General features: G+C 74.8%; 21 protein-coding genes. 8 read left to right on the top strand and 13 right to left on the bottom strand.

Translation table 11 applies throughout. The features are described from left to right. Positions 1-543: a ribosome maturation factor RimP gene (gene rimP / locus ACWEMJ_RS16880; protein WP_452137814.1), complete on the bottom strand. Its 543-nt coding sequence runs from the start codon at positions 541-543 to the stop codon at positions 1-3. A 226-nt stretch (positions 544-769) separates the two neighbouring features. On the opposite strand from rimP, the gene ACWEMJ_RS16875 reads away from it, so the two are divergent. Genes ACWEMJ_RS16875 through ACWEMJ_RS16865 form a run of 3 tightly spaced genes read left to right on the top strand, consistent with a single transcriptional unit; the run spans position 770 to position 3,245 of the window. Then, the gene (locus ACWEMJ_RS16875; RefSeq protein WP_452137813.1) at positions 770-1,705 is read left to right on the top strand and encodes a ferritin-like domain-containing protein; all 936 of its coding nucleotides are present in this window, start codon (positions 770-772) and stop codon (positions 1,703-1,705) included. Positions 1,706-1,729: 24 nt separating this feature from the next. After that, the gene (locus ACWEMJ_RS16870) at positions 1,730-2,644 is read left to right on the top strand and encodes an aminoglycoside phosphotransferase family protein (protein WP_452137812.1); all 915 of its coding nucleotides are present in this window, start codon (positions 1,730-1,732) and stop codon (positions 2,642-2,644) included. A 49-nt stretch (positions 2,645-2,693) separates the two neighbouring features. Further along, positions 2,694-3,245 (top strand): GNAT family N-acetyltransferase, encoded by a 552-nt coding sequence (locus ACWEMJ_RS16865; protein ID WP_452137811.1) that lies wholly within the window; start codon positions 2,694-2,696, stop codon positions 3,243-3,245. A gap of 7 nt (positions 3,246-3,252) precedes the next feature. Here the strand turns inward: ACWEMJ_RS16865 and ACWEMJ_RS16860 are convergent, their stop codons facing one another. The 7 genes from ACWEMJ_RS16860 to ACWEMJ_RS16830 form a co-directional block, all read right to left on the bottom strand. Then, entirely contained in the window at positions 3,253-4,128 is an 876-nt protein-coding gene (locus tag ACWEMJ_RS16860) for a GNAT family N-acetyltransferase (RefSeq protein WP_452137841.1), read from the bottom strand. 83 nt (positions 4,129-4,211) lie between these two features. Continuing rightward, positions 4,212-5,372, bottom strand: coding sequence for a flavodoxin-dependent (E)-4-hydroxy-3-methylbut-2-enyl-diphosphate synthase (ispG, locus tag ACWEMJ_RS16855; RefSeq protein WP_452137810.1), 1,161 nt, complete (start codon positions 5,370-5,372; stop codon positions 4,212-4,214). Positions 5,373-5,493: 121 nt separating this feature from the next. Further along, a complete protein-coding gene (locus ACWEMJ_RS16850) occupies positions 5,494-6,801 on the bottom strand; it encodes a M50 family metallopeptidase (protein ID WP_452137809.1) in 1,308 nt (435 codons plus the stop codon). Positions 6,802-6,826: 25 nt separating this feature from the next. Next, positions 6,827-8,056 (bottom strand): 1-deoxy-D-xylulose-5-phosphate reductoisomerase, encoded by a 1,230-nt coding sequence (gene dxr / locus ACWEMJ_RS16845; protein ID WP_452137808.1) that lies wholly within the window; start codon positions 8,054-8,056, stop codon positions 6,827-6,829. Between the two features lie 133 nt (positions 8,057-8,189). Then, positions 8,190-9,632 (bottom strand): aldehyde dehydrogenase family protein, encoded by a 1,443-nt coding sequence (locus tag ACWEMJ_RS16840; RefSeq protein ID WP_452137807.1) that lies wholly within the window; start codon positions 9,630-9,632, stop codon positions 8,190-8,192. A gap of 139 nt (positions 9,633-9,771) precedes the next feature. Then, positions 9,772-11,337, bottom strand: coding sequence for a PucR family transcriptional regulator (locus ACWEMJ_RS16835; RefSeq protein ID WP_452137806.1), 1,566 nt, complete (start codon positions 11,335-11,337; stop codon positions 9,772-9,774). Positions 11,338-11,498: 161 nt separating this feature from the next. Beyond that, a complete protein-coding gene (locus ACWEMJ_RS16830; protein WP_452137805.1) occupies positions 11,499-13,514 on the bottom strand; it encodes an ATP-binding protein in 2,016 nt (671 codons plus the stop codon). A gap of 224 nt (positions 13,515-13,738) precedes the next feature. Between ACWEMJ_RS16830 and gabT the strand changes: the two genes are divergently transcribed. The 3 genes from gabT (at position 13,739) to ACWEMJ_RS16815 (ending at position 17,248) form a co-directional block, all read left to right on the top strand. Beyond that, positions 13,739-15,079 (top strand): 4-aminobutyrate--2-oxoglutarate transaminase, encoded by a 1,341-nt coding sequence (gabT, locus tag ACWEMJ_RS16825; RefSeq protein ID WP_452137804.1) that lies wholly within the window; start codon positions 13,739-13,741, stop codon positions 15,077-15,079. A 365-nt stretch (positions 15,080-15,444) separates the two neighbouring features. Then, positions 15,445-16,083, top strand: a complete 639-nt coding sequence (locus ACWEMJ_RS16820; protein ID WP_452137803.1) for a phosphatase PAP2 family protein — start codon at positions 15,445-15,447, stop codon at positions 16,081-16,083. 85 nt (positions 16,084-16,168) lie between these two features. Further along, on the top strand, positions 16,169-17,248 hold the full coding sequence (locus ACWEMJ_RS16815; RefSeq protein ID WP_452137802.1) for a hypothetical protein: 1,080 nt from the start codon (positions 16,169-16,171) through the stop codon (positions 17,246-17,248). A gap of 11 nt (positions 17,249-17,259) precedes the next feature. On the opposite strand, the gene ACWEMJ_RS16810 is transcribed toward ACWEMJ_RS16815, so the two are convergent. Beyond that, positions 17,260-17,592: a DUF2218 domain-containing protein gene (locus ACWEMJ_RS16810; protein WP_452137801.1), complete on the bottom strand. Its 333-nt coding sequence runs from the start codon at positions 17,590-17,592 to the stop codon at positions 17,260-17,262. Between the two features lie 131 nt (positions 17,593-17,723). Between ACWEMJ_RS16810 and ACWEMJ_RS16805 the strand changes: the two genes are divergently transcribed. Beyond that, positions 17,724-18,194, top strand: coding sequence for a MarR family winged helix-turn-helix transcriptional regulator (locus ACWEMJ_RS16805; RefSeq protein WP_452137800.1), 471 nt, complete (start codon positions 17,724-17,726; stop codon positions 18,192-18,194). Here ACWEMJ_RS16805 and ACWEMJ_RS16800 read toward each other — a convergent pair. After that, a complete protein-coding gene (locus ACWEMJ_RS16800; RefSeq protein WP_452137840.1) occupies positions 18,115-19,041 on the bottom strand; it encodes an EamA family transporter in 927 nt (308 codons plus the stop codon). The genes ACWEMJ_RS16805 and ACWEMJ_RS16800 overlap by 80 nt on opposite strands. A gap of 91 nt (positions 19,042-19,132) precedes the next feature. Here ACWEMJ_RS16800 and ACWEMJ_RS16795 point away from each other — a divergent pair, with 91 nt between their 5' ends. Beyond that, positions 19,133-20,038: a LysR family transcriptional regulator gene (locus ACWEMJ_RS16795; RefSeq protein WP_452137799.1), complete on the top strand. Its 906-nt coding sequence runs from the start codon at positions 19,133-19,135 to the stop codon at positions 20,036-20,038. 11 nt (positions 20,039-20,049) lie between these two features. Here the strand turns inward: ACWEMJ_RS16795 and ACWEMJ_RS16790 are convergent, their stop codons facing one another. From ACWEMJ_RS16790 to ACWEMJ_RS16780, 3 genes are all read right to left on the bottom strand, one after another. Further along, positions 20,050-20,775, bottom strand: a complete 726-nt coding sequence (locus tag ACWEMJ_RS16790; RefSeq protein ID WP_452137798.1) for a ZIP family metal transporter — start codon at positions 20,773-20,775, stop codon at positions 20,050-20,052. A 200-nt stretch (positions 20,776-20,975) separates the two neighbouring features. Then, positions 20,976-21,413: a DUF6278 family protein gene (locus ACWEMJ_RS16785; protein WP_452137797.1), complete on the bottom strand. Its 438-nt coding sequence runs from the start codon at positions 21,411-21,413 to the stop codon at positions 20,976-20,978. Positions 21,414-21,486: 73 nt separating this feature from the next. After that, a complete protein-coding gene (locus tag ACWEMJ_RS16780; RefSeq protein WP_452137796.1) occupies positions 21,487-23,121 on the bottom strand; it encodes a restriction endonuclease in 1,635 nt (544 codons plus the stop codon). Between the last annotated feature and the right edge of the window lie 239 nt (positions 23,122-23,360).

Genomic DNA, 23,360 nt, shown 5'->3' with positions numbered 1-23,360 from the left:
TTACGCCTCCTCTTCCTCTTCGTCCGTGTCCGCGATGTCGGCGGCGGCGTCGAGCAGTTCCTCGTCCTTGCGGTTGAACTCGACCTGCACCCGGGCCCGCGCGATCTCCGCGAACTCCAGTCGGCGCTCCTTGGGGCGGCCGCGCCCCTTCACCGGCTGCACCTCGACCAGCGCGCCGTCCTCGTCGCTCTCCAGCACCCGCGCGGTCAGTTCCGCGCCGTCCACCAGCTTGATCGCCGCCAGCCGGCCGGTCGCCCGGCGCCAGTGCCGCGGCTCGTTCAGCGGGCGCTCGGCGCCCGGCGAACCGACCTCCAGCAGGTACGGGGCGTCACCCATCAGGTCCGACTCGTCCAGCGCCTGGCCGACCAGGCGGGAGAACTCCGCGATCGCGTCCAGGTCGACGCCGCCGTCGGCGTCCACGTCGATCTGCACCTGGCGGCGGCTGCCGGCCTGGGTCACCTTGACCTCTTCGAGGTCCAACCCGGCTTCGGCTGCCAGCGGCTCCAGCAATGTGCGCAGCCGGTCGGTTGGGGTGGTGCTCATCCGGGTGACTCCTCGGCCGCGTCTGCTGTTGTCGTAGGTGCTAACTCAGGGCGAAGCCTATCCGGTCCACCCCCGAACCGCCGATTCCGACCCGGGCGGGGGCCACCCCCCTGCGAGCAACGTCACAGCCGCCCGGTACTGTCCGAGCCTCGGCCGGGCAGCGCCCGGCACCGGTCCTGCTTCTCCCGACGGGGGCGTCCGGCCCCACGAACACGCTGGAGTGCCGATGCCCGCGCCGACCCGGCGGTCCGTCCTGGCCCTCGGGGCGCTCGCCCTGCTGTCCGGCTGCACCTCCGGCCCGGGGACGGCCGCCCGCCCGGCCGCCGAGGACCCGGACCGGCCGCTGCGACTGCGCCAACTCGCCGCCACCGACGCGCTGCTCGCCGAGTACGACGCGGTGCTCGCCGCCGCCCCGGCCCCCGCCGACGCGGGGCGGCTCGGCGACCTGCGGGACGACCTGCTCCAGCACCGCGAGGCGCTCGCCCGGTCACTGCCCGCCACCTCCGCCTCCCCCACTGCCCCCGCCGCCGCGCGCACCGTCGCCGACCTGGCCGCGGCCGAACGCCGCACCGCGGGCCTCCGGCTGGCCGACCTCGCCGCCGCCTCCCCCGCGCTGGCCGGCACGCTCGCCTCGGTGGCCGCCTCCGGCGCCGCGCACGCCGCCGCCCTCGGCGACACCGGACCGGTCGCCGAGGACCTCCCCTCCCCGCCGGCCGCCCTGCCCGCCGCCGACGCCGGCGCCCTGCAGGCCGTGCTGGCCGCCGAGCACGCCGCCGTCTACGGCTACGGCGTGGTGGGCGCGTTCCTGCCGACCGGCCCGGAACGCGAGAACGGGCGCGCCGCGTACGCCGCCCACCAGTCCCGCCGCGACGCCTGGCAGCGCCTGCTCACCACCGCCGGCGCCTCCCCCACCGCCGCCGCCCCCGGCTACCGGCTGCCGTTCCCGGTCGACGACGCCGCCGGCGCCGCCCGCCTCGCCGCCCACCTGGAGACCCAGCTCACCGCCGCCTACGCCGAACTGTGCGCCACCGCCGCCGTGCGCCCCCAGGCCGCCGCCGCCCTGCGCGAGGCCGCCCTCCGCGCCGCCCACTGGGGCGCCGACCTCCCCGCTCTCCCCGGCCTCACCGCCCCCGACCCCGGCCCGTCCGCCTCGGCCTCCTAGCCGCTCTGCGCGATGATGGGCGGTATGTCCGCACAGCCCCCGCAGTTCACCGTCCCCGCGCGTCTGGCCGAAGCCGTTCGGACGGGAGGCGATCCCGCCGAGGCGGCGTGGCTGGCCGGGCTGCCCGCCCGGTTCGGGGAGCGGACCGCCGACTGGGGCCTGGTGCTGGAGCGGGTCGCGGAGCCCGGCGGCCGCAGCGGCGTGGTCGGGTACGCGTACCGCGCACAGGACCGCACGCCGGTGGCGATGAAGGCGCTGCGGCCGTCCGCCGACGCGGCGGGCGAGGCGGCGGCGCTGCGGGCCTGGGCCGGGCGCGGGGCCGTGCTGCTGCTGGCCGAGGCCGACGGGACGCTGCTGCTGGAGCGGCTGCACGGCGAGATCCCGCTGCGTTCGCTGGCCGAGGCGAAGGCGACCCTGGAGGCCACCAGCCTGCTGCGCCGCCTGTGGGTGCGGCCGCCCGCCGGGCACGCCTTCCGCCCCCTCGCCGAGCACGCCGGAGAGCTGGAGCGGCGGATCTCCGAGCGGCGGACGCTGCCCGGCGCCGCCGACGCGGGGCCGCTGGTGGACGAGGCGCTGGAGGCGGTGGCGCTGGCCGCCGACGGCGACGGGTGGCTGCTGCACGGGGACTTCCACCACGGGCGGGTGCTGGCCGCCGACCGCGCGCCGTGGCTGGCCGTCGCGCCGCGGCCGGTGGTGGGCGACCGGGCGTTCGACCTGGCCCGGCTGGTGCTGGACCGGGTGGAGACCCTGGCGGCCGCCCCGGGCCCGCGCGGCGCGGCCCGCCGCCGCCTCGCGCAGCTCGCGGAGGCGGTGGAGCTGCCCGCCGACCGGGTGCGGGCCTGGACGCTGCTGCGGGCCGTGGACATCGCGCTGGCGGAGCTGGCCCGGGGCGACGCGGCGGGCGCGGAGCTCCATCTGGAGTTCGCGGCCTGGCTGTGAGGACGGGCCGCGCGGCTGCCCGCGACGGCAGGTAGTAACGTCCCGCTTCATGGAGCAGCGCACCGGGGTGACGATCGAGGCCATCGACCTGGCGGCGTGGGCGCCTGCCGTGCTGGAGGTCCAGGCGGTCGCGTTCGGGCTGGGGCCGCAGGAGGTGGCGGTGCGGCTGCCGATCGTCGGACGGCACGCGTTGCAGCCGGGGGTGGTGGCGCTGGGCGCGATGGCGCAGGGCCGGCTGGTCGGGTTCGGCTACGGGATGCCGAACCAGCGCACGCACTGGTGGTCGACGGTGATCGAGCCGTACCTGGCGGCGCGCGGCCACGCGGACTGGCTGGACGGGGTGTTCGCGGTGACGGAGCTGCACGTGCTGCCGCAGTTCCAGGGCCTGGGGGTGGGCACCCGGCTGATCCGCGCGCTGTGCGGGCTCTCCGGGCTGGACCGTTCGATCCTGTCGGCGATCGACGCGGAGACCCCGGCGCGCCGCCTGTACCGTTCGCTCGGCTACCGGGATCTGGCGCCGGCGGTGCGGTTCCCGAACACGGCCCGCCCGTACGCGGTGATGGGCGCCCACCTGCCGCTGCGCGACCCGTCCCGCCCCTGACGTCCGGTCAGAACAGCACGCTCATGAACGAGCCGACCTCGGTGAAGCCGACCCGGCGGTAGGCGGCGCGGGCGCGCAGGTTGAAGTCGTTGACGTACAGCGACACCACGGGGGCGATCTCGGCGAGGGCGGTGTTGACGACCGCAGCCATGCCGGCTTCGGACAGCCGCTTGCCGCGGTGCTCGGGCGCCACCCAGACGCCCTGGACCTGGCAGGCGCCGGCGGTGACGGCGCCGATCTCGGCCTTGAAGACGACCTTGCCGTGCTCGTCGAAGCGGGCGAACGACCGTCCGGAGGTGACGAGTTCGGCGACCCGGGCCTGGTAGAGCAGGCCGCCGTCGCCGGCCAGCGGGGAGATCCCGACCTCCTCGGTGAACATCGCGACGCAGGCGGGGATCAGCGCCTCGATCTCGCTGCGGTGCACCCGGCGCACCAGCGGGTCGGGGGCGACCTCGGTGACGGGCGTGGAGGTGGCCATCAGCGGCTGGTGGCCGCGCACCTCGCGGGCGGGGCCCCAGGAGCGCTCCAGCAGCGCCCACAGGGCGGCGGTGGGCTCGGCGGGGCCGACGATCGAGGAGCAGCGGCGGCCCTGCCGGCGGGCGCGTTCGGCGAACGCGCGGACGGCTTCGGGGCCGGCGTTGACGGGGACCAGGTTGGCGCCGGCGTAGCAGAGCGCGTCGAGCCGTCCGTCGGCGTCGTGCCAGCCCCACATCTCGCCGCCGAGCCGCCAGGGGTCGAGGCCGACGGCCTCCACCCGGGTGGCGACGAAGGCGTTGGCGACCGGGTCGCGGTGCAGGACCTCCAGTGCCTCGTCGAGGTCGGGCGTCTCCAGCACGCGGGTTGCGGCCAGCGCCCGGGCGACCTGGAACGGGCCGGGCAGCATCACACCTCGATCGAGCACGGGAGGCACCTCTCGCAGCGGGCGGGACCGCCGAAGGGGGCGGTCCCGCCGGGAAGTTCAGACCGTCACTCGGCGGCCACGACGACGGGGGCGCCGGACTCGACACCCTCCTCCTGCATCTGCTCGGCCAGCTTCATGGCCTCCTCGATCAGGGTCTCGACGATCTTCGACTCGGGCACGGTCTTGATCACCTGGCCCTTGACGAAGATCTGGCCCTTGCCGTTGCCGGAGGCGACGCCCAGGTCGGCCTCGCGGGCCTCGCCGGGGCCGTTGACGACGCAGCCCATGACGGCCACCCGCAGCGGCACCTCCATGCCCTCCAGGCCGGCGGTGACCTCCTCGGCGAGCTTGTAGACGTCCACCTGGGCGCGGCCGCAGGACGGGCAGGAGACGATCTCCAGGCCGCGCTCGCGCAGGCCCAGCGACTCCAGGATCTGGTTGCCGACCTTGATCTCCTCGGCCGGCGGCGCGGACAGCGAGACCCGGATGGTGTCGCCGATGCCCTCGGCGAGCAGCGCGCCGAACGCCACGGCGGACTTGATGGTGCCCTGGAAGGCGGGGCCGGCCTCGGTGACGCCCAGGTGCAGCGGGTAGTCGCAGGCCGCGGCGAGCTGGCGGTAGGCGTTGATCATCACGACCGGGTCGTTGTGCTTGACCGAGATCTTGATGTCGCGGAAGTCGTGCTCCTCGAACAGCGAGCACTCCCACAGCGCGGACTCCACCAGCGCCTCGGGGGTGGCCCGGCCGTACTTCTCCAGCAGGCGCTTGTCCAGCGAGCCGGCGTTGACGCCGATCCGGATCGGCACGCCGGCGTCCTTGGCGGCCTTGGCGATCTCGCCGACCTTGTCGTCGAAGGCCTTGATGTTGCCCGGGTTGACGCGCACCGCGGCGCAGCCGGCGTCGATCGCGGCGAACACGTACTTGGGCTGGAAGTGGATGTCGGCGATCACCGGGATCTGCGACTTCTTGGCGATGATCGGCAGCGCGTCGGCGTCGTCCTGCGAGGGGACGGCGACCCGGACGATCTGGCAGCCCGAGGCGGTCAGCTCGGCGATCTGCTGGAGCGTCGCGTTGACGTCGGAGGTCAGCGTGGTGGTCATCGACTGCACGGAGACCGGCGCGTCGCCGCCCACCGGGACGTTGCCGACCATGATCTGCCGCGAGTACCGGCGCTTGGCCAGCGGCTTGAGCGGCAGGGACGGGATACCGAGCGAGATCGCGGTCATGTGCGCAGTGTTTCCTCTGCAGAAATTCGGTGAGCCGACGCGCGCCGCAACCGGCGCGCCCGGCGTCCAACGGTACGGCACGGCCGGGTGGCGGAGCACACTCGGCCGCGGGGGGAGACCCTTAGTTGAGGCGAACGGGGTTGACGATGTCGGCGGCCATCACCAGGACGGTGAAGCAGATGAACACCCCGGCGACCACGTAGGCCAGCGGCATCAGCCGGGCCACGTCGAACGGTCCGGGGTCGGGGCGGCGCAGCACCCGGGCCAGGCCGCGGCGCAGCGACTCCCACAGGGCGCCGGCGATGTGGCCGCCGTCCAGCGGGAGCAGCGGCAGCATGTTGAACAGGAACAGCATCAGGTTGATGCCGGCCAGCAGCTGGACGAAGAACGCGAGCTGCTGGGTGGCGGGCAGGTCCATCGCGAAGACGTCGCCGCCGAGCCGGGCGGCGCCGACCATGCCGATCGGCGAGTCGGTGTCGCGCGGGGCGCCGTCGACCACGGCGTGCCACAGGCCGGGGATCTTGCCGGGGAGCTGACTCAGCGACTCGACGCTGTGCCGGACCATCGAGTCCATCTGGTCGACGCTCTCGCCGAGCGACATGTGGTGGACGCCGGTGGCGGGGGTGATGCCGAGGAACCCGGCGGTGACGGTCTCGCCCTTGACCGGGTTGTTGTCCTTGTCCAGCGCCTGCAGCGTGTTGGTGGTGATGCCGGCGTTCAGCGTGGCGAGGCTGCCGTCCTTGTGGCGGACCTCGATGGCGACCTGCTTGCCCGCCGAGTCCCGGATCAGGCCGGACAGCTGCGGGTAGTCGTGGATCGGCACCCCGCCGAAGGTGAGCACGGTGTCGCCGGCCCGCAGGCCCGCCAGGTTGGCCGGGGACTTCGGGTCCTCCGGCTTGCAGGTGTCGCTCTTCTGGCTGACCGGCACCACGCACTCGCTGACGGACTGCACGGTGGGCACCGACTGCTGGACGCCGATGCCCATGAACAGCGTCAGGAACAGGCCGATCGACAGGATCAGGTTCATGCCCGGGCCGGCGAACATCACGATGACGCGCTTCCACGGCTTGCGGGTGTAGAACAGCCGGGTCTCGTCGCCGGGCTGGATCTCCTCGTAGGAGGCCTCCCGGGCGTCCTCGATCATCGACCGCCAGGGCGAGCTGGAGCGTTTCGTTATCCGGCCGTCCGCGCCGGGCGGGAACATGCCGATCATCCGGATGTAGCCGCCGAACGGGATCGCCTTGAGGCCGTACTCGGTCTCGCCCCGCTTGGTCGACCAGATGGTCCGGCCGAAGCCGACCATGTACTGCGGCACCCGGATGCCGAACAGCTTCGCGGTGGAGAGGTGGCCGAGCTCGTGCCAGGCGATCGAGAACAGCAACCCGACCACGAAGATCAGGACGCCCAGCACCCACATCAGCTTGTCCACCGCGTCGCCTCCGTCGTCCTACCGCTTAGCCGGCCGCCAGTTCGCGGGCCCGGGCACGGGCCCAGCTCTCCGCGTGGAGTACGTCCTCCACCGTGAGCGAAGTTCCCGACTGGGGTGTGCCGTGTTCGGCGACCACCTTCGCCACAGTGTCCACGATTCCGGTGAAGGGCAGTGCGCCCTTCAGGAAAGCGTCCACACATTCCTCGTTGGCGGCGTTGAAGACCGCCGGGGCGGTCCCGCCGAGCGTACCCACCTCGCGGGCCAGCTCGACGGCCGGGAAGGCGTCGTTGTCCAGCGGGAAGAACTCCCAGGTCGCGGCCTTGGTCCAGTCGCAGCCGGGGGCGGCGTCCGGCACCCGGTCGGGCCAGCCGAGGCCGAGCGCGATCGGCATCCGCATGTCCGGCGGGCTGGCCTGGGCCAGCGTGGAGCCGTCCACGAACTCCACCATCGAATGAACGACCGACTGCGGATGGACGACGACCTCGATCCGGTCGAAGGGCACGTCGTACAGCAGGTGCGCCTCGATCACCTCCAGGCCCTTGTTCACCAGGGTCGCCGAGTTGATCGTCACCACCGGGCCCATCGCCCAGGTCGGGTGCGCCAGCGCGTCGGCCGGGGTGACGCCGGCCAGCTGCTCACGGGTGCGGTTGCGGAACGGGCCGCCGCTGGCGGTCACCACCAGCTTGCGGACCTCGGCGCGGGTGCCGCCGGCCAGCGCCTGGAACAGCGCGGCGTGCTCGGAGTCCACCGGCACGATCTGGCCGGGCCGGGCCACGGCCTTCACCAGCGGGCCGCCGACGATCAGCGACTCCTTGTTGGCCAGCACCAGCACCCGGCCGGCCCGCAGCGCGGCCAGCGTGGGGGCCAGGCCGATCGAGCCGGTGATGCCGTTGAGCACCGAGTGGCACTCCGCGGCGGCCAGCTCGGTCGCCGCGTCCGGGCCCGCCAGGACCTGCGGCAGCGGCGCGCCCTGCGCCTTGGCGGCCAGCGCCTCGCGCAGCGGGCGCTCGGCGGCCGGGTCGGCCACCGCGACGGTGTGCACGCCCAGCGCGACGGCCTGCTCGGCGAGCAGCTCCACCCGGCCGCCGGCGGCGGACAGCGCGACCACCTTGAACCGGTCGGGGTTGCGGAGCACCACGTCGATGGCCTGGGTGCCGATCGAACCGGTCGAGCCGAGGATGACCAACTCCCGCGGCCCGTCCGGGTCGGCGACGGTCGGGGTGAAGCGCAGCTGCGGATGGGCGAGCGAGTTCATGCCCCCAATTGTGGCCTGTGCCGCCGGGTGGTCGCCGCCACGCCCGGGCCTTCCGGGCGGTGGCGGGCCCGCACCGGGGCAGGCCGACGCCCCGCCGCCGCTGCTGCGGTGACGGGGCGTCGGAGGGGGTTGCTCAGAGGTCGAGGCCGGTCAGCACCATGACCTTCTCGACGGTGTAGTCGTCCATCGCGTAGCGGACGCCCTCGCGGCCCACGCCGGAGTCCTTCACGCCGCCGTACGGCATCTGGTCGGCGCGGTAGGACGGCGCGTCGCCGATCACCACGCCGCCGACCTCCAGCTCGCGGTGGGCGCGGAAGGCGGTCTGCACGTCGTGCGTGAAGACGCCGGCCTGCAGGCCGAAGTCGGAGTCGTTGACCATCGCGAAGGCCTCCTCGGTGGAGGCGGCCTTGTGCAGCGACAGCACCGGGCCGAACACCTCGGACTTCGCCAGGATGGCGTCCGCCGGCATCTCGGCGAGCACGGTCGGCTCGACGGCCGCGCCGTCCCGCTTGCCGCCGGTGAGCAGCTTGGCGCCCTTGGCGACGGCGTCCTCGATCCAGGACTCGACGCGCTTGGCGGCGTTCTCGTCCACCAGCGGGCCCACGTCGGTGGCCTCGTCGCGCGGGTCGCCGGTGACCTGCGCGCGCACCTTGGCGACGACCTTCTCGACCAGGCGGTCGTAGACGGTCGCGTCGGCGATCACCCGCTGCACCGAGATGCAGGACTGGCCGCCCTGGTAGTTCGCGAACAGCGCGATCCGGCTCGCGGCCCAGTCGAGGTCCGCCTCGGAGCTCCAGTCCGCCAGCACCACGGCCGCGGCGTTGCCGCCGAGCTCCAGGGTGACGTGCTTGCGCGGCACCGAGTCCATGATCTGGTAGCCGACCTTGTCCGAACCGGTGAACGAGATCACCGGCAGGCGCTTGTCCTGCACCAGCGCGGGCATCTTGGCGTTCTCGACCGGCAGGATGCTCCAGGAACCGGCCGGCAGGTCGGTCTCGGCCAGGATCTCGCCCAGCACCATGGCGGACAGCGGGGTGGCCGGGGCGGGCTTCAGGATGATCGGCGCGCCGACCGCGATCGCCGGGGCCAGCTTGTGGGCCACCAGGTTCAGCGGGAAGTTGAACGGCGCGATGCCGAGCACGACGCCGCGCGGGAAGCGGCGCACCAGCGCGTAGCGGCCGGTGCCGCCCGGGTCGGTGTCCAGGCGCATGGTCTCGCCGTTGGTGCGACGGGCCTCCTCGGCGGCCCAGCGGAACACCGACACGGCACGGCCCATCTCGCCGCGCGCCCACTTGATCGGCTTGCCGTTCTCGGCGGTGATCAGCTGGGCGATCTCCTCGGTGCGCTCGGTCAGCCGCTTGGCGACGTGGTCCAGCGCGGCGGCGCGCACGTGCGCCGGGGTCGCGGCGAACACCGGAACCGCGGCGGCGGCGGCCGCGACGGCCTCCTCGACCTGCGCGTCGGTCGGCACACCGACCTTCGCCACCAGGCTGTTGTCGTGCGGGTGGCGGACCTCGAAGTCCGTCTCGCCGCTCGCCCGCCGCCCGGCCAACCAGAACTCGTACGTGGTGGTCACGGTCGCACCGGCCCCTTCCCTCGAAGACTTCGCTTTCCCGTTCACGGTAGGGGGAGGGGGACGGCTTTCCGATTGGACGGACGGGTGGAAAGCAGCCGGTCGATTTCTACGGACAGGACAGGCCCGTCCGGGGCCGGAGTCAGTCCTCGCCGGCCCGCAGCGCCAGCCACAGCTCCATCCGCACGTCCGTGTCGTCCAGCGAGCGGCCCAGCAGCTCCTCGACCCGGCGCATCCGGTACCGCAGCGTGTGCCGGTGCACACCCAGGTCGGCGGCGGCCGCGTCCCACTGGCCGTGCCGCGACAGCCAGGCCCGCAGCGAGGCCACCAGGTCGCCCCGGGCGGTGCGGTCGTGCTCGCGCAGCGGGCGCAGCAGGCCCTCGGCGAACGCGGTGACGGCCTCCTCGCCGAGCAGCGGGAGCAGCGAGCCGGCGCCGACCTCCTCGTGGTCGACGGTGCGGCGGCCGCCGCGCTGGGCGACCGCCAGGGCCCGCTCGGCCTGCGCGTGCGCGGTGCCGGCGTCCTCCAGCGCGGCCGGGGCGGACACCCCGAGCGCCAGGCCCTCGTGCTCCTCGACGGCGCCCAGGCAGGCCCGGTGCACCGAGCCGTTGTCGATGGCGAGCACCATCAGGCGCGGCCCGTGCGCGCCGTCCTCCCGGGCCACCAGCAGCTTCTCGCCGACCTTGCCGCCGGCCTGTTCGGCCCGGTCGCCGAGCTCGCCGAGCGCCTCGGCGGCCTCGGGGCCCGGGCCCGCGGCGGCCACCAGCACCCGGACGGTGCCCTCGGGCAGGCCGCCGAACAGCCCGGAGGCCACCTGGCGGGCGGTGCCGACCTCGCCGGCCAGCACCATCCGCAGCAGCGCGGCGCCCATCTTCTCCTCGGCCTGCCGCAGCTCGCGGGAGCGCTCCAGGGTGAGGGTGAGCAGCGCGACGGCGGCGTTCAGCACGTACCGCTCGGTCGGGGTGATGCGGTCCTCGGTGCCGACCGCGAGGAAGCCGCGCGGGCGCCGGTCCGCGCCCAGCGACTGCACCACCACGTAGTCCTCGTCGGCGGTGTCGATCGTCCCCGCCCGGCCCTGCAGCGCGGCGCTGGACGGCGCGGGGCGGCGGCGCAGCCGGTCCACCTCGGCGGCCAGCCGGCCGGCCCGCCGGGCCGCCCAGTCCGGGGCGACCGCGGACAGCGCGCCCGACCCGTCGTACAGCGCGGCCCAGCCGCCGAGCCGGGCGGCCAGCCGGCGGACGATCGCGGTGGTGCCGTCCTTGCCGAGCGCGGCCCGGGTCAGCTCCTCCTGCGCCTCGAAGCTGGTCGTGACGGCCTCGTACTGCTCGGCGGCGAGCGCGGCGGAGACCACCTTGGAGATCGCGATGAACGGCGTCGCCTCGGGCACCCGCAGCAGCGGCAGCCCGCGCTGCGCCGCCGCGTCCACCAGCGCCTGCGGCACCTCCGTGTGCGACAGCCCGACCCCCAGCCCGAGCCCGACCACGCCGGCGTCCGCCAGCCGGTGCACGTAGGCCTGCAACCCCGCCGAGCTCTTGCCGAGCTTGATGCCGGTGGTGAGGAGCAGCTCGCCGCCCTCCAGGAACGGCGTGGGGTCGTCCAGCTCGCTGGTGTGCACCCAGCGGACCGGGCGTTCCAGGTGGTCCGCGCCGGCCAGGACCGTCAGATGGAGCGTGCTGGTGCGGACGACGGAGGCGAGAGTGGGGGGCATGGCACCTTCGGTGGTTCGACCTGGACGCGCCGTTGCGATCCGGGCGAGTGAGGGTTCTCCCCCCATTATGGACGCTCCGGACAACCCGGAGTGCCGAAATCCGCCGGTCCGTACCTTCCGTGACCCAACGCTGACCGCTCCGCAACCGCGGGCCGCCGCCGTCAGTGGCGCAGGTCGACCAGCAGGGGCGGTACCTGCTCCCCCGCCACCGAGGTCAGCGAGATCACCGCGTGGCCGGACGGCAGTGCGTGCGCCAGGTCGGACGGCGACCAGCGGTGGCGCTCGACGTCCCGGGTGGTGACCGACTCGGTCTGCGCGGTCGTCCCCGACAGGGCCTTGCGCACCAGCCGGCCGGCCCGGCGCATCGTGCCGCCGGAGGTGTCCGGCGTATGGGTGACGGCGGTCTCCCGCACCAGGTGGGTGCCCCAGGCCTCGGAGAACAGCCGGCCGTCCCAGGGCGCGATGCCGGGGAAGGCCATCCGGTTGCCGACCGCGCCGAACAGCGGCGCGCGCAGCGCCTCCGGCAGGTCCGACAGCGTGCGCAGCAGCAGCACCACGCCCGCGTTCGCGCCGCGCAGCCGCTGGATGCCGCGGACGGTCTGCGCGTCCACGGCGGCGGTCGCATCGTCCAGCACCAGCCCCGCGAACAGCTCGCGGTCGCTCCGGTCGGCGGCGGCCTGGGTGAACTGGCCGAGCAGCAGCCGCGACAGCATCCGGGCGGCCTCCGGGTGACTGCGCTCGGGCAGCTTCACCCGCACCCGCAGCGGGTGCTCCAGGGCGCGCATCGCGAACGCCGGCTTGGCGTCCGGGCCGCCCGAGAACCCGGGTGCGAGCGCCGGGCGGTCCAGCAGCGCCAGCCGGTCGGCGAGCAGCGCGCCCGGGTCGTCCACCCGGCCGTGCATCCGCTCCCGCTGCTGCACGTCCGCCTCGAACTCCGGCCCCCGCCCCGACTTCTTCAGCCGCTCCGCGAGCTCCGCCCACCCCTGCGCGTCCCCGGCCAGGAGCCCGCGCAGCTCCCGCACCCCGGGGTACCTGCCGTACGCCGCCCGGAACGGGCCGACCACCTGCTGCATCGACGTCCGGGCGCTCTCCGCCCGCGAGGCCAGCTCGTCCGGCAGCAGCGCGTCGGCCAGCCGGGCCGCCGCCTCGTCCGGGTTCGGCGCCGCACCGTACAGGTCCAGGCCGTACGGGGCGGACGGGTCGCCGGGGGCGATCACCACGTCGTACCAGTCGTCCGGGCCGAGATCCGCGTCCGCCGCCCCCACCACCACCGCGCAGGCCGCCCCCGCCAGCGCCTGCAGGCACAGCGCCTCCGCCACCGGACGGGCCAGCGCCGCCGTCTTGCCCGTCCCCGCCGGGCCGACCGCCAGCAGCGAGGTGCCGAGCAACGCCGGGTCCAGCGCGAAGCCCGCGTTGCGGTGGGTGGCCGGGTTCTTCGGCACGTCCTGCGCGACGCCCAGCCGCACCTGGCGCACCATCAGGTCGTGCCGCGCCGCCCGCCCGCCCGGCAGGTCGCGCTGCTCGGACGGGTGCGCGCAGGCGGCCGCGCCGCGGGCGGCCAGCTGCGCGGCGAACTCCTGCCGGCCGGCCGCGTCCGCGCCCACGCTCCGCCACGCCTGGTGCAGCCGCACGTAGTCCACGTCCCCGACCTGCTCCCGCTCCAGCCGCCGCACCCCCTCTCCTGCCGGCCGAAACTCCGCCCACACATCCACCACCGGCGCCGCCTCGGGCTCGGGCGGGACTTCGGTGACGGTGTGCGAGACGAGCGGCAGCAGGAAGCGTCGGCCGACTTCGCGCCAGCGGCCCATGCGGCCGAAGATCCAGATCAGCAGGACGGCGGCGATCGCTCCGAGGAGCAGGGCGAGCGGGTTCGCGAGGGCGCTGGTGAGCTGCCCGCCGAGTCCGACCACCTGGATCAGCCACACCTCCAGTTCCACCACGTACGGGTAGAGGACCGCGGCCACCACCAGGTTCAACGCCGCCCGCAGCACCAGCGGCCCCGCCGGCGTCCCGGCGTCGCCCGCCTTCTTCGCGTCGTACGGCGTGTGGTGCTGCCGGTAGACGCCGGGCGGGGCGGGGGGGCGGGGGGCGGTGGCCCAGGTGGGGAGGTGGAAGGGGGCGCGGGGGGGCGGGAGGTGGGGGTGGGTGTGCTGGGTTCTCGCGTCGTTCTGTTCCACTTCGGGCCCCTCCTACGTTGTCGGCGGCGGTCGTACCCGCTCCGCCGTCCCACCGACACACCCGGGGCCAATGTAGTGGAGGGGCCGGGATCGGGAGCCGATCTTCGGCCACTGGCCGCGCAGGACAATTCGTCCAGCGCAGCAGTACCGAGTGGCGCATGCCCGGCCCGGGGGGCCGGTCGTAGCCTGCGACTACCGCGCCTTGAGAACTTGGAGAACACACGATGAGCGCTGCAACGCCGCTCCCGCAGGAGCGCCGCCTGGTCACCGCGATCCCCGGCCCGAAGTCGCAGGAGCTGCAGTCTCGCAAGCTCGGCGCGGTGGCCGCGGGTGTGGGCACCACGCTGCCGGTGTACGTGACGCGCGCCGGTGGCGGCGTGCTGGAGGACGTGGACGGCAACAGCCTGATCGACTTCGGTTCGGGCATCGCCGTCACCAACGTGGGCAACAGCGCCGAGGCCGTGGTGGCGAAGACCACCGAGCAGCTGGCCGCGTTCACCCACACCTGCTTCATGGTGACCCCGTACGAGGGTTACGTGGCGGTCGCGGAGCAGCTGAACGAGCTGACCCCGGGCGACCACGCGAAGAAGACGGCGCTGTTCAACTCGGGTTCCGAGGCCGTCGAGAACGCGGTGAAGATCGCCCGCGCCTACACCAAGCGCCAGGCGGTCGTGGTGTTCGACCACGGCTACCACGGCCGCACCAACCTGACCCTGGCGCTGACGGCGAAGAACATGCCGTACAAGCAGGGCTTCGGTCCGTTCGCCCCCGAGGTCTACCGCGTGCCGGTGGCCTACCCGTACCGCTGGCTGACGGGCGCGGAGAACGCCGCCGCCGAGGCCGCCAAGCAGGCCATCGAGCAGATCAACAAGCAGATCGGCGCCGAGAACGTCGCCGCGATCATCATCGAGCCGATCCAGGGCGAGGGCGGCTTCATCGAGCCGGCCAAGGGCTTCCTGCCGGCGATCGTGGAGTTCGCGAAGGAGAACGGCATCGTCTTCGTCGCGGACGAGATCCAGACCGGCTTCTGCCGCACCGGCCAGTGGTTCGCGTGCGAGGACGAGGGCATCGTCCCGGACCTGATCACCACCGCCAAGGGCATCGCGGGCGGTCTGCCGCTGTCGGCGCTGACCGGCCGCGCCGAGATCATGGACGCCGCGCAGACCGGTGGTCTGGGTGGCACCTACGGTGGCAACCCGGTGGCCTGTGCGGCCGCGCTGGGCGCCATCGAGACCATGAAGGAGCAGGACCTCAACGGCAAGGCGCAGCGGATCGGCGAGATCATGCTGGGCCGCCTGCGGGCGATGCAGGAGAAGTTCGAGATCATCGGCGAGGTCCGCGGCCGCGGCGCGATGATCGCCGTCGAGCTGGTGAAGCCGGGCGGCAAGGAGCCGAACGCGGAGGCCACCGCGGCCATCGCGAAGGCCTGCCACGCCGAGGGCCTGGTCGTGCTGACCGCCGGCACCTACGGCAACGTGCTGCGCTTCCTGCCGCCGCTGGTGATGCCGGAGCACCTGCTGAATGAGGGCCTGGACATCCTGGAGTCGGCCTTCGCGGGCGTCTGAGCCGCAGGAGACACCCCCTGAGCGGCGCGGGGGCCGGACGGAAGCGGATCCCGTCCGGCCCCCGCGCGTTCTGCTGTTCGACCCGGGTGGAGGTTGCCCCGCCGGTGGTGAAGATGCTGTGCACGAAAGCCCGTCGGCCGTTGGCACGACCCGGCTTTGACGTACTGTCATCACAGATGGACAGCGAAGCTCACCCACTGCCCACACCGCCGTCCGCCGTCGAGGCGGGCGCACTGGACCGATCGACCGGCCGTCCCGCCCACACCCCCCGGGCCGCACGGTGCGGCGATCGCCTTGGCTGCCCCGGAGCTCTCCCCCCTGCTCCGGGGCGGCCGACTTTTTCTGTCCTGCCCCTGACACTCGCGGTGCTGCTGGTGGTGATCTCCTGGCAGGTGGCGGTGGACGGCCCGCTGCTGGGGATCGACCCGGCGGTGCGGGACGCGGTGCGGCAGGTGCGCCGCGCGCTGCACTCCACGTTGCTGAACCACGCGGGTGTGGCGCTGTCCGACCTGGGCGGCGGGGTGCCGGCCGTGCCGGTGCTGCTGGGCTGTGCGGGCCTGGCGGCCTGGCTGGGCCGGCGGGGCGGGCGGCCGCGCTGGTGGGTGCCGCTGCCGGTGGCGGTGGCGGCGTCGGTGCTGATCCCGCTGCTGGTGGTGCCGGCCAAGGCCTGGTTCGCCCGGCCGGGCCCGTTCGGCCTGCCGCTGGCCCCGGACCAGTGGGGCTGGTACCCGTCGGGCCACACGGCGACCTCGGCGATCGCGTACGGGACGGCGGCGCTGCTGCTGGCCCGGGTGCTGCCGGCGCGGCGGGCCCGGCCGGTGGGGTGGGCCGCCGCGGCCCTCTGCCTGGGGGTCGGCGCCGGGCTGGTGTGGAGCGACTTCCACTGGCTGCTGGACGTGATCGCGAGCTGGTGCCTCGCCGGTCTGCTGCTGCTCGGCCTGCGCCGGCTGCTGCCGCGCCTCATGCCCGACCGGCCCCGCGCGGGTTTCCGCCCGGGGCATTGACGCCCTCCCGGCTCGCGCGCACCCTGTTCCCCACCCAGCAGCACGCGATCGCCGGGAGGCGAATGTGCGTTCCCCAGTCATGCCCATGACGCGTTTCTCGGTGGCGGCCTCACTGCTCGCCCTGGCGGTGACGGCGCTGCCGGCCCCGAGCGCGGCCGCCGCGGCCGCCCCGGTGCAGGTCTACGGGGCCTGGCACTGCAGCAACGACGCCTGCACCTGGGCGAAGGTCCGCGACATGGCGGAGTTCGACGCCGCCAACCACTGGCTGGTCGACCGCGGCGACGGCCGCCCCTCGGTGAACGTGGTGGTGCTGAGCTTCGTCAATCCGCTGCGGCTGCTGGACGGCACCACCGACGCGGGGAACGCGGCGGGCGTCCCGGTGGGCATGAACCAGCAGGTGGTGGACTACTTCACGGCTCGCGGGATCCGGGTGATGCTCTCCATCGGCGGCATCACCTACACCGGCGACTGGGACACCGCGCTGGCCCGGAACGGCACGCTGCTCGGCCAACGGGCGGCGGCGCTGGCGTCGAAGCTCGGGGTGGGCATCGAGATCGACTACGAGAACAGCAGCAACCCGAACCTGACGGGCCTGCAGGCCTTCGTGGACGCCTACCGCTCCGCCCACCCGTACGACGCCTCGGGCGCCGACCCGGCCGCCCGGCTGACCATCGACGTCGCGGCGGGCGACCGGTGGCTGATCGGCATCGACCAGTACGCCACCGCGCACTGGCTGACCACCGGCAACCCGGTGCTGGACTACGCCAACGCGATGGTGCCGAACCGCCAGCCCTCGGCGGCCGGCGCGACCGCCAACTGGCAGGAGCACCTGGACGGCAAGCCGACCTACAACCCGCCGATCCCGCCGCTGGCGCCGGCCAAGTTCACCGGCAGCCTGTACATCGCGGAGGGCTCGCAGGTCCGGCCGGAGTGCACCGACTTCGCCAACTCGGTGCAGAACGCCACCGGCACCTGGGTGCGCAACGCCGCGCCGAACGGGGCGGGCGCCAGCGCGGGGCTGCTGGGCTTCATGTTCTGGGCGGCCGAGAAGCCTTCCACCCGGGGCGTGACCACCGCGCCGCCGAACAGCTGCGAGCGCGGGGTCGGCGCGGGCGCGACGGCGTTCTCGGTGCCGGTGCCGATGCCGCCGCTGCGGCAGAACTGAGCGGCGGCCGGTCAGCCCTCCTCGCCGGTCAGGCGCTGGACGGTGCCGGCCCGGCCGTCCTCCCGCTGCCAGGCGACCACCAGCTCGTCGCGGGTGCCGAAGCGGACCAGATGGCGGCCGACCACGTCCTCCAACTGGTCCAGGCTCTCCTCGGCGCCCTCGACGGCGAGCAGCAGCGCACCGTCCTCGGCGACCAGCTCGGCCCGGCCGGCGGAGAAGGCGAGGGTGCCGCGGCCGGTCTCCTCGGACCAGTCGGCGGGGACCTTGCGGCCCATGTGGGCGGCGAGCTGCTTGGCGTAGCGGCCGGGGCGGTCGGTGGTGACGCGGGCGGTGGAACGGGGCATGGCGGAACTCCTCGGAGCGCGGAAGACTTAGGGCACCCTAAGCTACTCGAATGCTGAGCCAAGCTCAACATATTTCCGGGCCGGGCCGATCGCCCGCCGGGCGCCGCCGGGCCGACCGCTACCCTGTGCCCATGACCTCCCCCGGCCCCGCCGACACCGCCGCGGAACTCGCCGACGCCCTCACCCGGGCGATGAAGCGGATCCGCCGACGGACCATGCAGCGGCTGGAGCCGTACGGCATCACCCCGGCCCAGGCCCGCGCGCTGCGCACCCTCGCCCACGCGCCGGGCTGCGAGAGCGCCGAGACCATGCGGCTGAGCGAGCTCGCCGAGCGCCTGCACATCGCGCCGCGCTCGGCGACCACCGTGGTCGACGCCCTGGAGGAGGCCGGCCTGGTGGCCCGCACCCCCGACCCCTCCGACCGCCGGGCGGTGCGCCTGGTGCTGACGGCCGCCGGGCACGGCGCGCTGGAGCGGATCTCGCAGGTCCGGCACGAGGTCGCCCAGCAGTACTTCGGCCCGGTCAGCTCTGCTGAGCAGGACGCCCTGCTGCGGGCGCTGCGTCGCGCCGAAGAGGCCTACGAAGTCGGGCCCACGCCGTAGCGGGCACCGCGCCCACCCCGATCCCGGCGATCACCAGCACCGCCGCCGCGCCCGCCGGCAGGCTGAACCGCTCGCCGAGCAGCAGCGCCGCCGAGGACATCCCGAACACCGGCACCAGCAGCGAGTACGGCGCGACCAGCGAGGCGTCGTAGCGGCGCAGCAGGTGGCTCCAGGCGACGAACGCGAACAGCGTGGAGACCAGGCCGACGTACAGCACCACGCCGACGCCGGACCAGCTGATGCCGCGCAGCGCCGCCCAGTCCGCGGCGGGGCCCTCGACCAGCAGGGACAGGCCGAGCAGCGGCAGCGGCGGCACCGCGGAGACCCAGACCATCCAGCGCAGCGCGTCCGGCGGGGCGGCCCGGCGGGTCAGTACGTTGGCCAGGCCCCAGGCCGCGGCCGAGCCGATGAGCAGCGCGAACGCGCCGGCCGGGCCGTGCACGCCGCGGTCCAGGGCGGCCAGCGCGATGCCGGTGAAGGCCAGGGCGAGTCCGGCGATCCGCACCGGGGCGGGGCGTTCGCGCAGCAGCCCGGCGGCGAACAGCGCGGTGAACCCGGCCTGGCTCTGCAGCACCAGCGAGGAGAGCCCGGCCGGCATGCCGGCGTGCATGCCGAGGAACAGCAGCCCGAACTTCACCACGCCGAGCGCCACCCCGACGCCGAGCACCCAGCGCCACGCCACCCGGGGCGGGCCGACGAAGAACACCGCGGGCAGCGCCACCACGGCGAAGCGCAGCGCGCAGAACAGCAGCGGCGGGAAGTCGTGCAGGCCGACCTCGATCAGCACGAAGTTCAGGCCCCAGACGGCGGCGATCAGCACGGCCAGCGCGATGTGACGCGGCGACATGGCGGAGGAGGACGGCATGGCCCGAGCATCCCCCGCACCGACTGTTCAGCACCAGCGACAGTTTCTCAATCGAACTGTTTAGGATCGCTGCATGATGGATCTGGGACGCCTGCGCGCCCTGCACGCGGTCGCCGTGCACGGCTCGGTCGGCGGCGCCGCCGCGGCGCTCGGCTTCACCCCGTCCGCGATCTCCCAGCAGATCGCCAAGCTCGAACGCGAGACCCGCACCGTGCTGCTGGAACGCCACGGCCGGGGCGTCCGACTCACCGACGCCGCACGGCGGTTGGCCGACACCGCGCAGCGGGTGCTGGCGCTGGTCGAGCAGGCCGAGGTGACGCTGGAGGAGCAGCGCGGCCGCGCCACCGGGCGGCTGCTGGTGGCCGCCTTCGCCACCGCCTCGCGCGGCCTGCTGCCCGCCGTGCTCGCCGAACTGCGGGACGACTGCCCGGAGTTGGAGGTCCGACTGCTGGAGAGCGACCCGTATCCGGCGGCCGAGCTGGTGGCCCGCGGCGAGGTGGACCTGGCGGTGGTGCAGGACTGGACCTCGGTGCCGCTGCCGGTGCAGGACGGCCTGGCCCGGCTCGACCTCGGCACCGACCCGGTCGACCTGCTGCTGCCCGCCGGCCACCCGCTGGCGGCGCTCGACGCCGTCCCGATGACGGAGCTGCGCGGGCAGCGCTGGACCAGCGTGCCGCCGGGCAACATCTGCCACGACTGGCTGCTGCACACCATGCGCGAGCTCGGTGAGGAACCCGACGTCCGCTACCAGATCGGCGAGTTCCAGAGCCAGATCGCGCTGATCGCGGCCGGTCTCGGCTTCGGCCTGGTCCCCCGGCTGGGCCGCGGCCCGCTCCCGCCGGAGGTCGCCGCCCGCCCGGTCGCCCCGCAGCCGTTCCGCCGGGTGTACGTCCTGTGGCGGGCCCGGACCTCGCGCCGCCCGGCCGTCACCGCCGCCCTGGACGCGCTGCGCCGGCACTGGGACGCGCTGGACCTCTGACCGGGCCGGCGCTACGTCAGCCCGACCACCAGCCACATGAACCCGACGCCCAGCAGGGTGCAGAGCAGGGTGCTGCGCGAGGGGTGCGGGCTGTGCGCCTCGGGCAGGATGTCGGAGGTCGCCAGGTACATCAGGAAGCCGCCGAAGAACCCCAGGTACAGCCCGAGCAGGTGGTCGGGGATGCTGAACAGCAGCGTGATCGCGGCGCCGGTGACGGGCGCGACGGCGTCGGCGAGCAGCAGCGTGACGGCGCGCCGTCGGTTGTTCCCGTACAGCCGGGTGAGCGTGTACGTGTTGAAGCCGTCGGCGAAGTCGTGCGCGACGACGGCGATCGCGACCACCGCGCCGACCGTGGTGCCGGCCTGGAACGCGGCGCCGATCGCGAAGCCGTCCATCATGCTGTGCACCACCAGCGCGGCGGCGGCGGCCAGTCCGACGCCCTGCTCGCGGTGCCGGTGGCCGGCCCCGTGGCCGTGGGCGTGGCTGTGCGCGGCGTACTCGCCCTCGTGGCCGCGGTGGATGGCGACGGCCCGCTCGACGACGTGGATGACCAGGAACCCGGCGGCGAACATCAGCAGCGCCTCGGGGACGCCGTGGAGCTCCTCGGGGGCCTGCGCCATCGCCTCGGGGAGCAGGTCGAAGGCGACCACGCCGAGCATCAGGCCGGCGGCGAAGCCGAGCACCAGGTGGCGCCGGTCGCCGGTGCGCTGCGCGACGAAGCCGCCGATCAGGGTCATCAGGAAGGCGCCGGCGGCGACCAGGACGGCGGTCAGTTTCGGCCTCCCCCGACTCGCGGCAGGGGCCGGACGGCTGCGCGACCGCTGCCCACGGCTGCCCAGTCGTCCGGCCCGGGCCGGTCGGTGCCTGGCCCTGGGCTCCACTGTGCGGGGCGGCCCGGCGGCACGCCGCCCGGCGGGCCCGTCGGGGTGAGGGGGCCTCAGCCGTCCCCGGCGGCCCGGTAGACGGCGGCGAGCTGCGGGGCGCCCTGCTCGGCCCAGCCGGCGCCGAGGGCGGTGACGTCGAGTTCGAAGCCGGTGGCGAGCACCATCAGCGGGCGGCCGTCGGCGGCGAGCCGCCAGGTCGAGCCGGGGATCCGGCGGCGGATCACCGTGCCGAGGTACAGGCCGGCGTCGGTGCCCAGCCACTGGGAGACCTGCGGGTCGTCGCGCCAGCGCGGCAGCAGCTGGTCGAGCGCGGTCAACGACTCGACGGTGTCGTCGAGGCGCACTCCGGCGGCGTCGGCGAGTTCGCGCAGCAGGCCGCACTCGGCGTACATCTCGGCCATCGCCCGTTCGCGGTCCTGCTCGGCGGCGTGCCGGTCTGCGTGCTCGGCGGGGTGCCGCTCGAAGCGGCGGCCGAGGAATCCGTTCTCCACCGCCCAAGCGTGACAGCTCGAACGGCGGAACGGGAGAAGGCCCGGCGTGAACCGCCGGGCCTGCGACGGGCCGTCAGGCGGTGACGGGCAGCTCCAGGTGGGTGAGGGCGAGTTCGCGGATGCCCTGGCCGTCGACCAGGTGGATCCGTTGGTGGCGTTCCTCGGTGGTCAGGTCGATCGCCTCGTCGGAGAACTGGCCGCAGGTCATCCGCAGGCCGCGGTCGGCGCCCTCCTCGCGGACGGCCTCGGACAGCGTGGCGATCTCCTCGGCGGTGACGGGCGCGGGCCCGCGCGAGGCCCACACCACCCAGCGGCCGGGCAGCCGGCTGCCGGGCCGCCCCTCGGCGGTGGCGACCAGTCCGGCGGGGCCGCGCAGCCGCACGCTCCAGTCCTCCAGGCCCCCGGCGGTGAGCACCGAACGGATCAGCAGGGCGAATTCGCCGGGCGAGAGTTCGCCGAGCGCGGGCACCGCGGCGTCGGCGGTGCCCCACGGCACCACCGCCTCGTCGGCGTAAGGGTCGGGGGTGATGACGGCGGCCAGCGCGCGCAGCCGCAGCAGCGACTCGTCGTGCTCGGCGTCCGCGTACACGCCGTCGTCGCCGAGGTGCCCGGAGTCGGGGACCAGCCGGGTGCGGGCCAGTGCGTCGCGGTCGGCGTCGACGCTGAGCAGGCAGCGCGGGGGGCGGCCGGGCAGCCGCAGCCAGCCGTTGAGCACCACGCCGGCCAGCACGTCGTCGGTGTCGACGGCGTCGGCGGCCTGCAGGGCGCGCAGCGCGAGGCGGGCGGCGAGGCGCAGGTAGTCGGCGCGGACGTCGGCGTCGGGGCGGCGGACCGGTTCGACGGCGCCGTCCTCGCCGAGCCGGTAGCCGGACAGCGCGGGGACGGTGTCCAGCGGCGGCAGGTCGAGGTCGAGGACGGCGGTGCGGGTCAGCGCCCGGAAGACGGCGTGGCAGGGGGCGGGCAGGTCGCGGGTGGAGCCTTCGGCGGCGGCCAGGGCGCGTTCCAGCAGCGATTCGACGGCGGCCGGTTCGGCCTGCCGGTAGGCGCGGCGGCACTCCTCCAGGCTGTCGTTGTACTCCTGCACGGCGCGGGCCCGGGCCAGCTCGGCCTCCTCGTGGGCCTGCCGGGCGGCGACCGCCCCGCTGTCGGCGAGGTCGGCCTGCCGGGTGCGCCACTCGCGCAGCGCGCGCTGGTGGCGCAGCCGGGCCTGGGCGAGTTCGCGCTGGTAGCCGGAGTCGAGCAGGCGGCGCGAGCGGGGCTGGTCGGGGTCCGGGTCGGCGGGCTCGGGCGGGGCGAAGTCGGCCCAGGCGGGCTCGGGTTCGGCGTCCGGCGCGGCGTCCGGGTACGGCTTGGGGCGGTAGGTGCGCAGCTGGCTCTCGAAGTCCATCGCGGAGACCGGCTGGGCGGCGCGGCGCAGCAGGTCGGCGAGGCGTTCGTGGTCGGCCTGCACGGCGAGGGTGCGGTGGTGGGTGAGCGCGGCGGCCCGGCCGTGCGCGGTCACCGGGTCGGGCGGGTCGTCGGGCGCGGGCGCGATAGGTGCGGGCGCGGTGGCCTCGGGCGCGGGGGCCGGCGCGGGCACGACGGGGGCGGCGGGGGCGGCGGGCGGCTCGTCCTCGTCGGCGCCGAGCTCGCGGAACAGCGAGGCGAGGAACCCGGGTTGGAGCACCGTGGCGGTGCCGTCGGCGCGGCCCTCGGATGGATGCTGCATCGGCGGTCGTTCCCCCTGCTCGTCCGGCGCACGTCTCAGGGCCGCCCGGCGGCGGGGCCCGAGCTGCATTGTCCCCCGCCGGGGTGCTCCGGGTCAGCCAACCACCAGGGTTTGGCCGACCGTTGACGCAGGATCAGCCGCACCGCCGCTCGGACCGGCCGCGCCCCCGCCCGGGCGGGCCGGATCGCGCTGGCCACCCTCGCCGCCCGCCGCGAGGGCCGCCCGCTGCCCGAGCGCCG

This window comes from Kitasatospora sp. NPDC004531 (assembly GCF_053602195.1).
The sequence above is the reverse complement of the archived record's forward strand: the minus strand, read 5'-3'. Positions and strand labels throughout refer to the sequence as shown.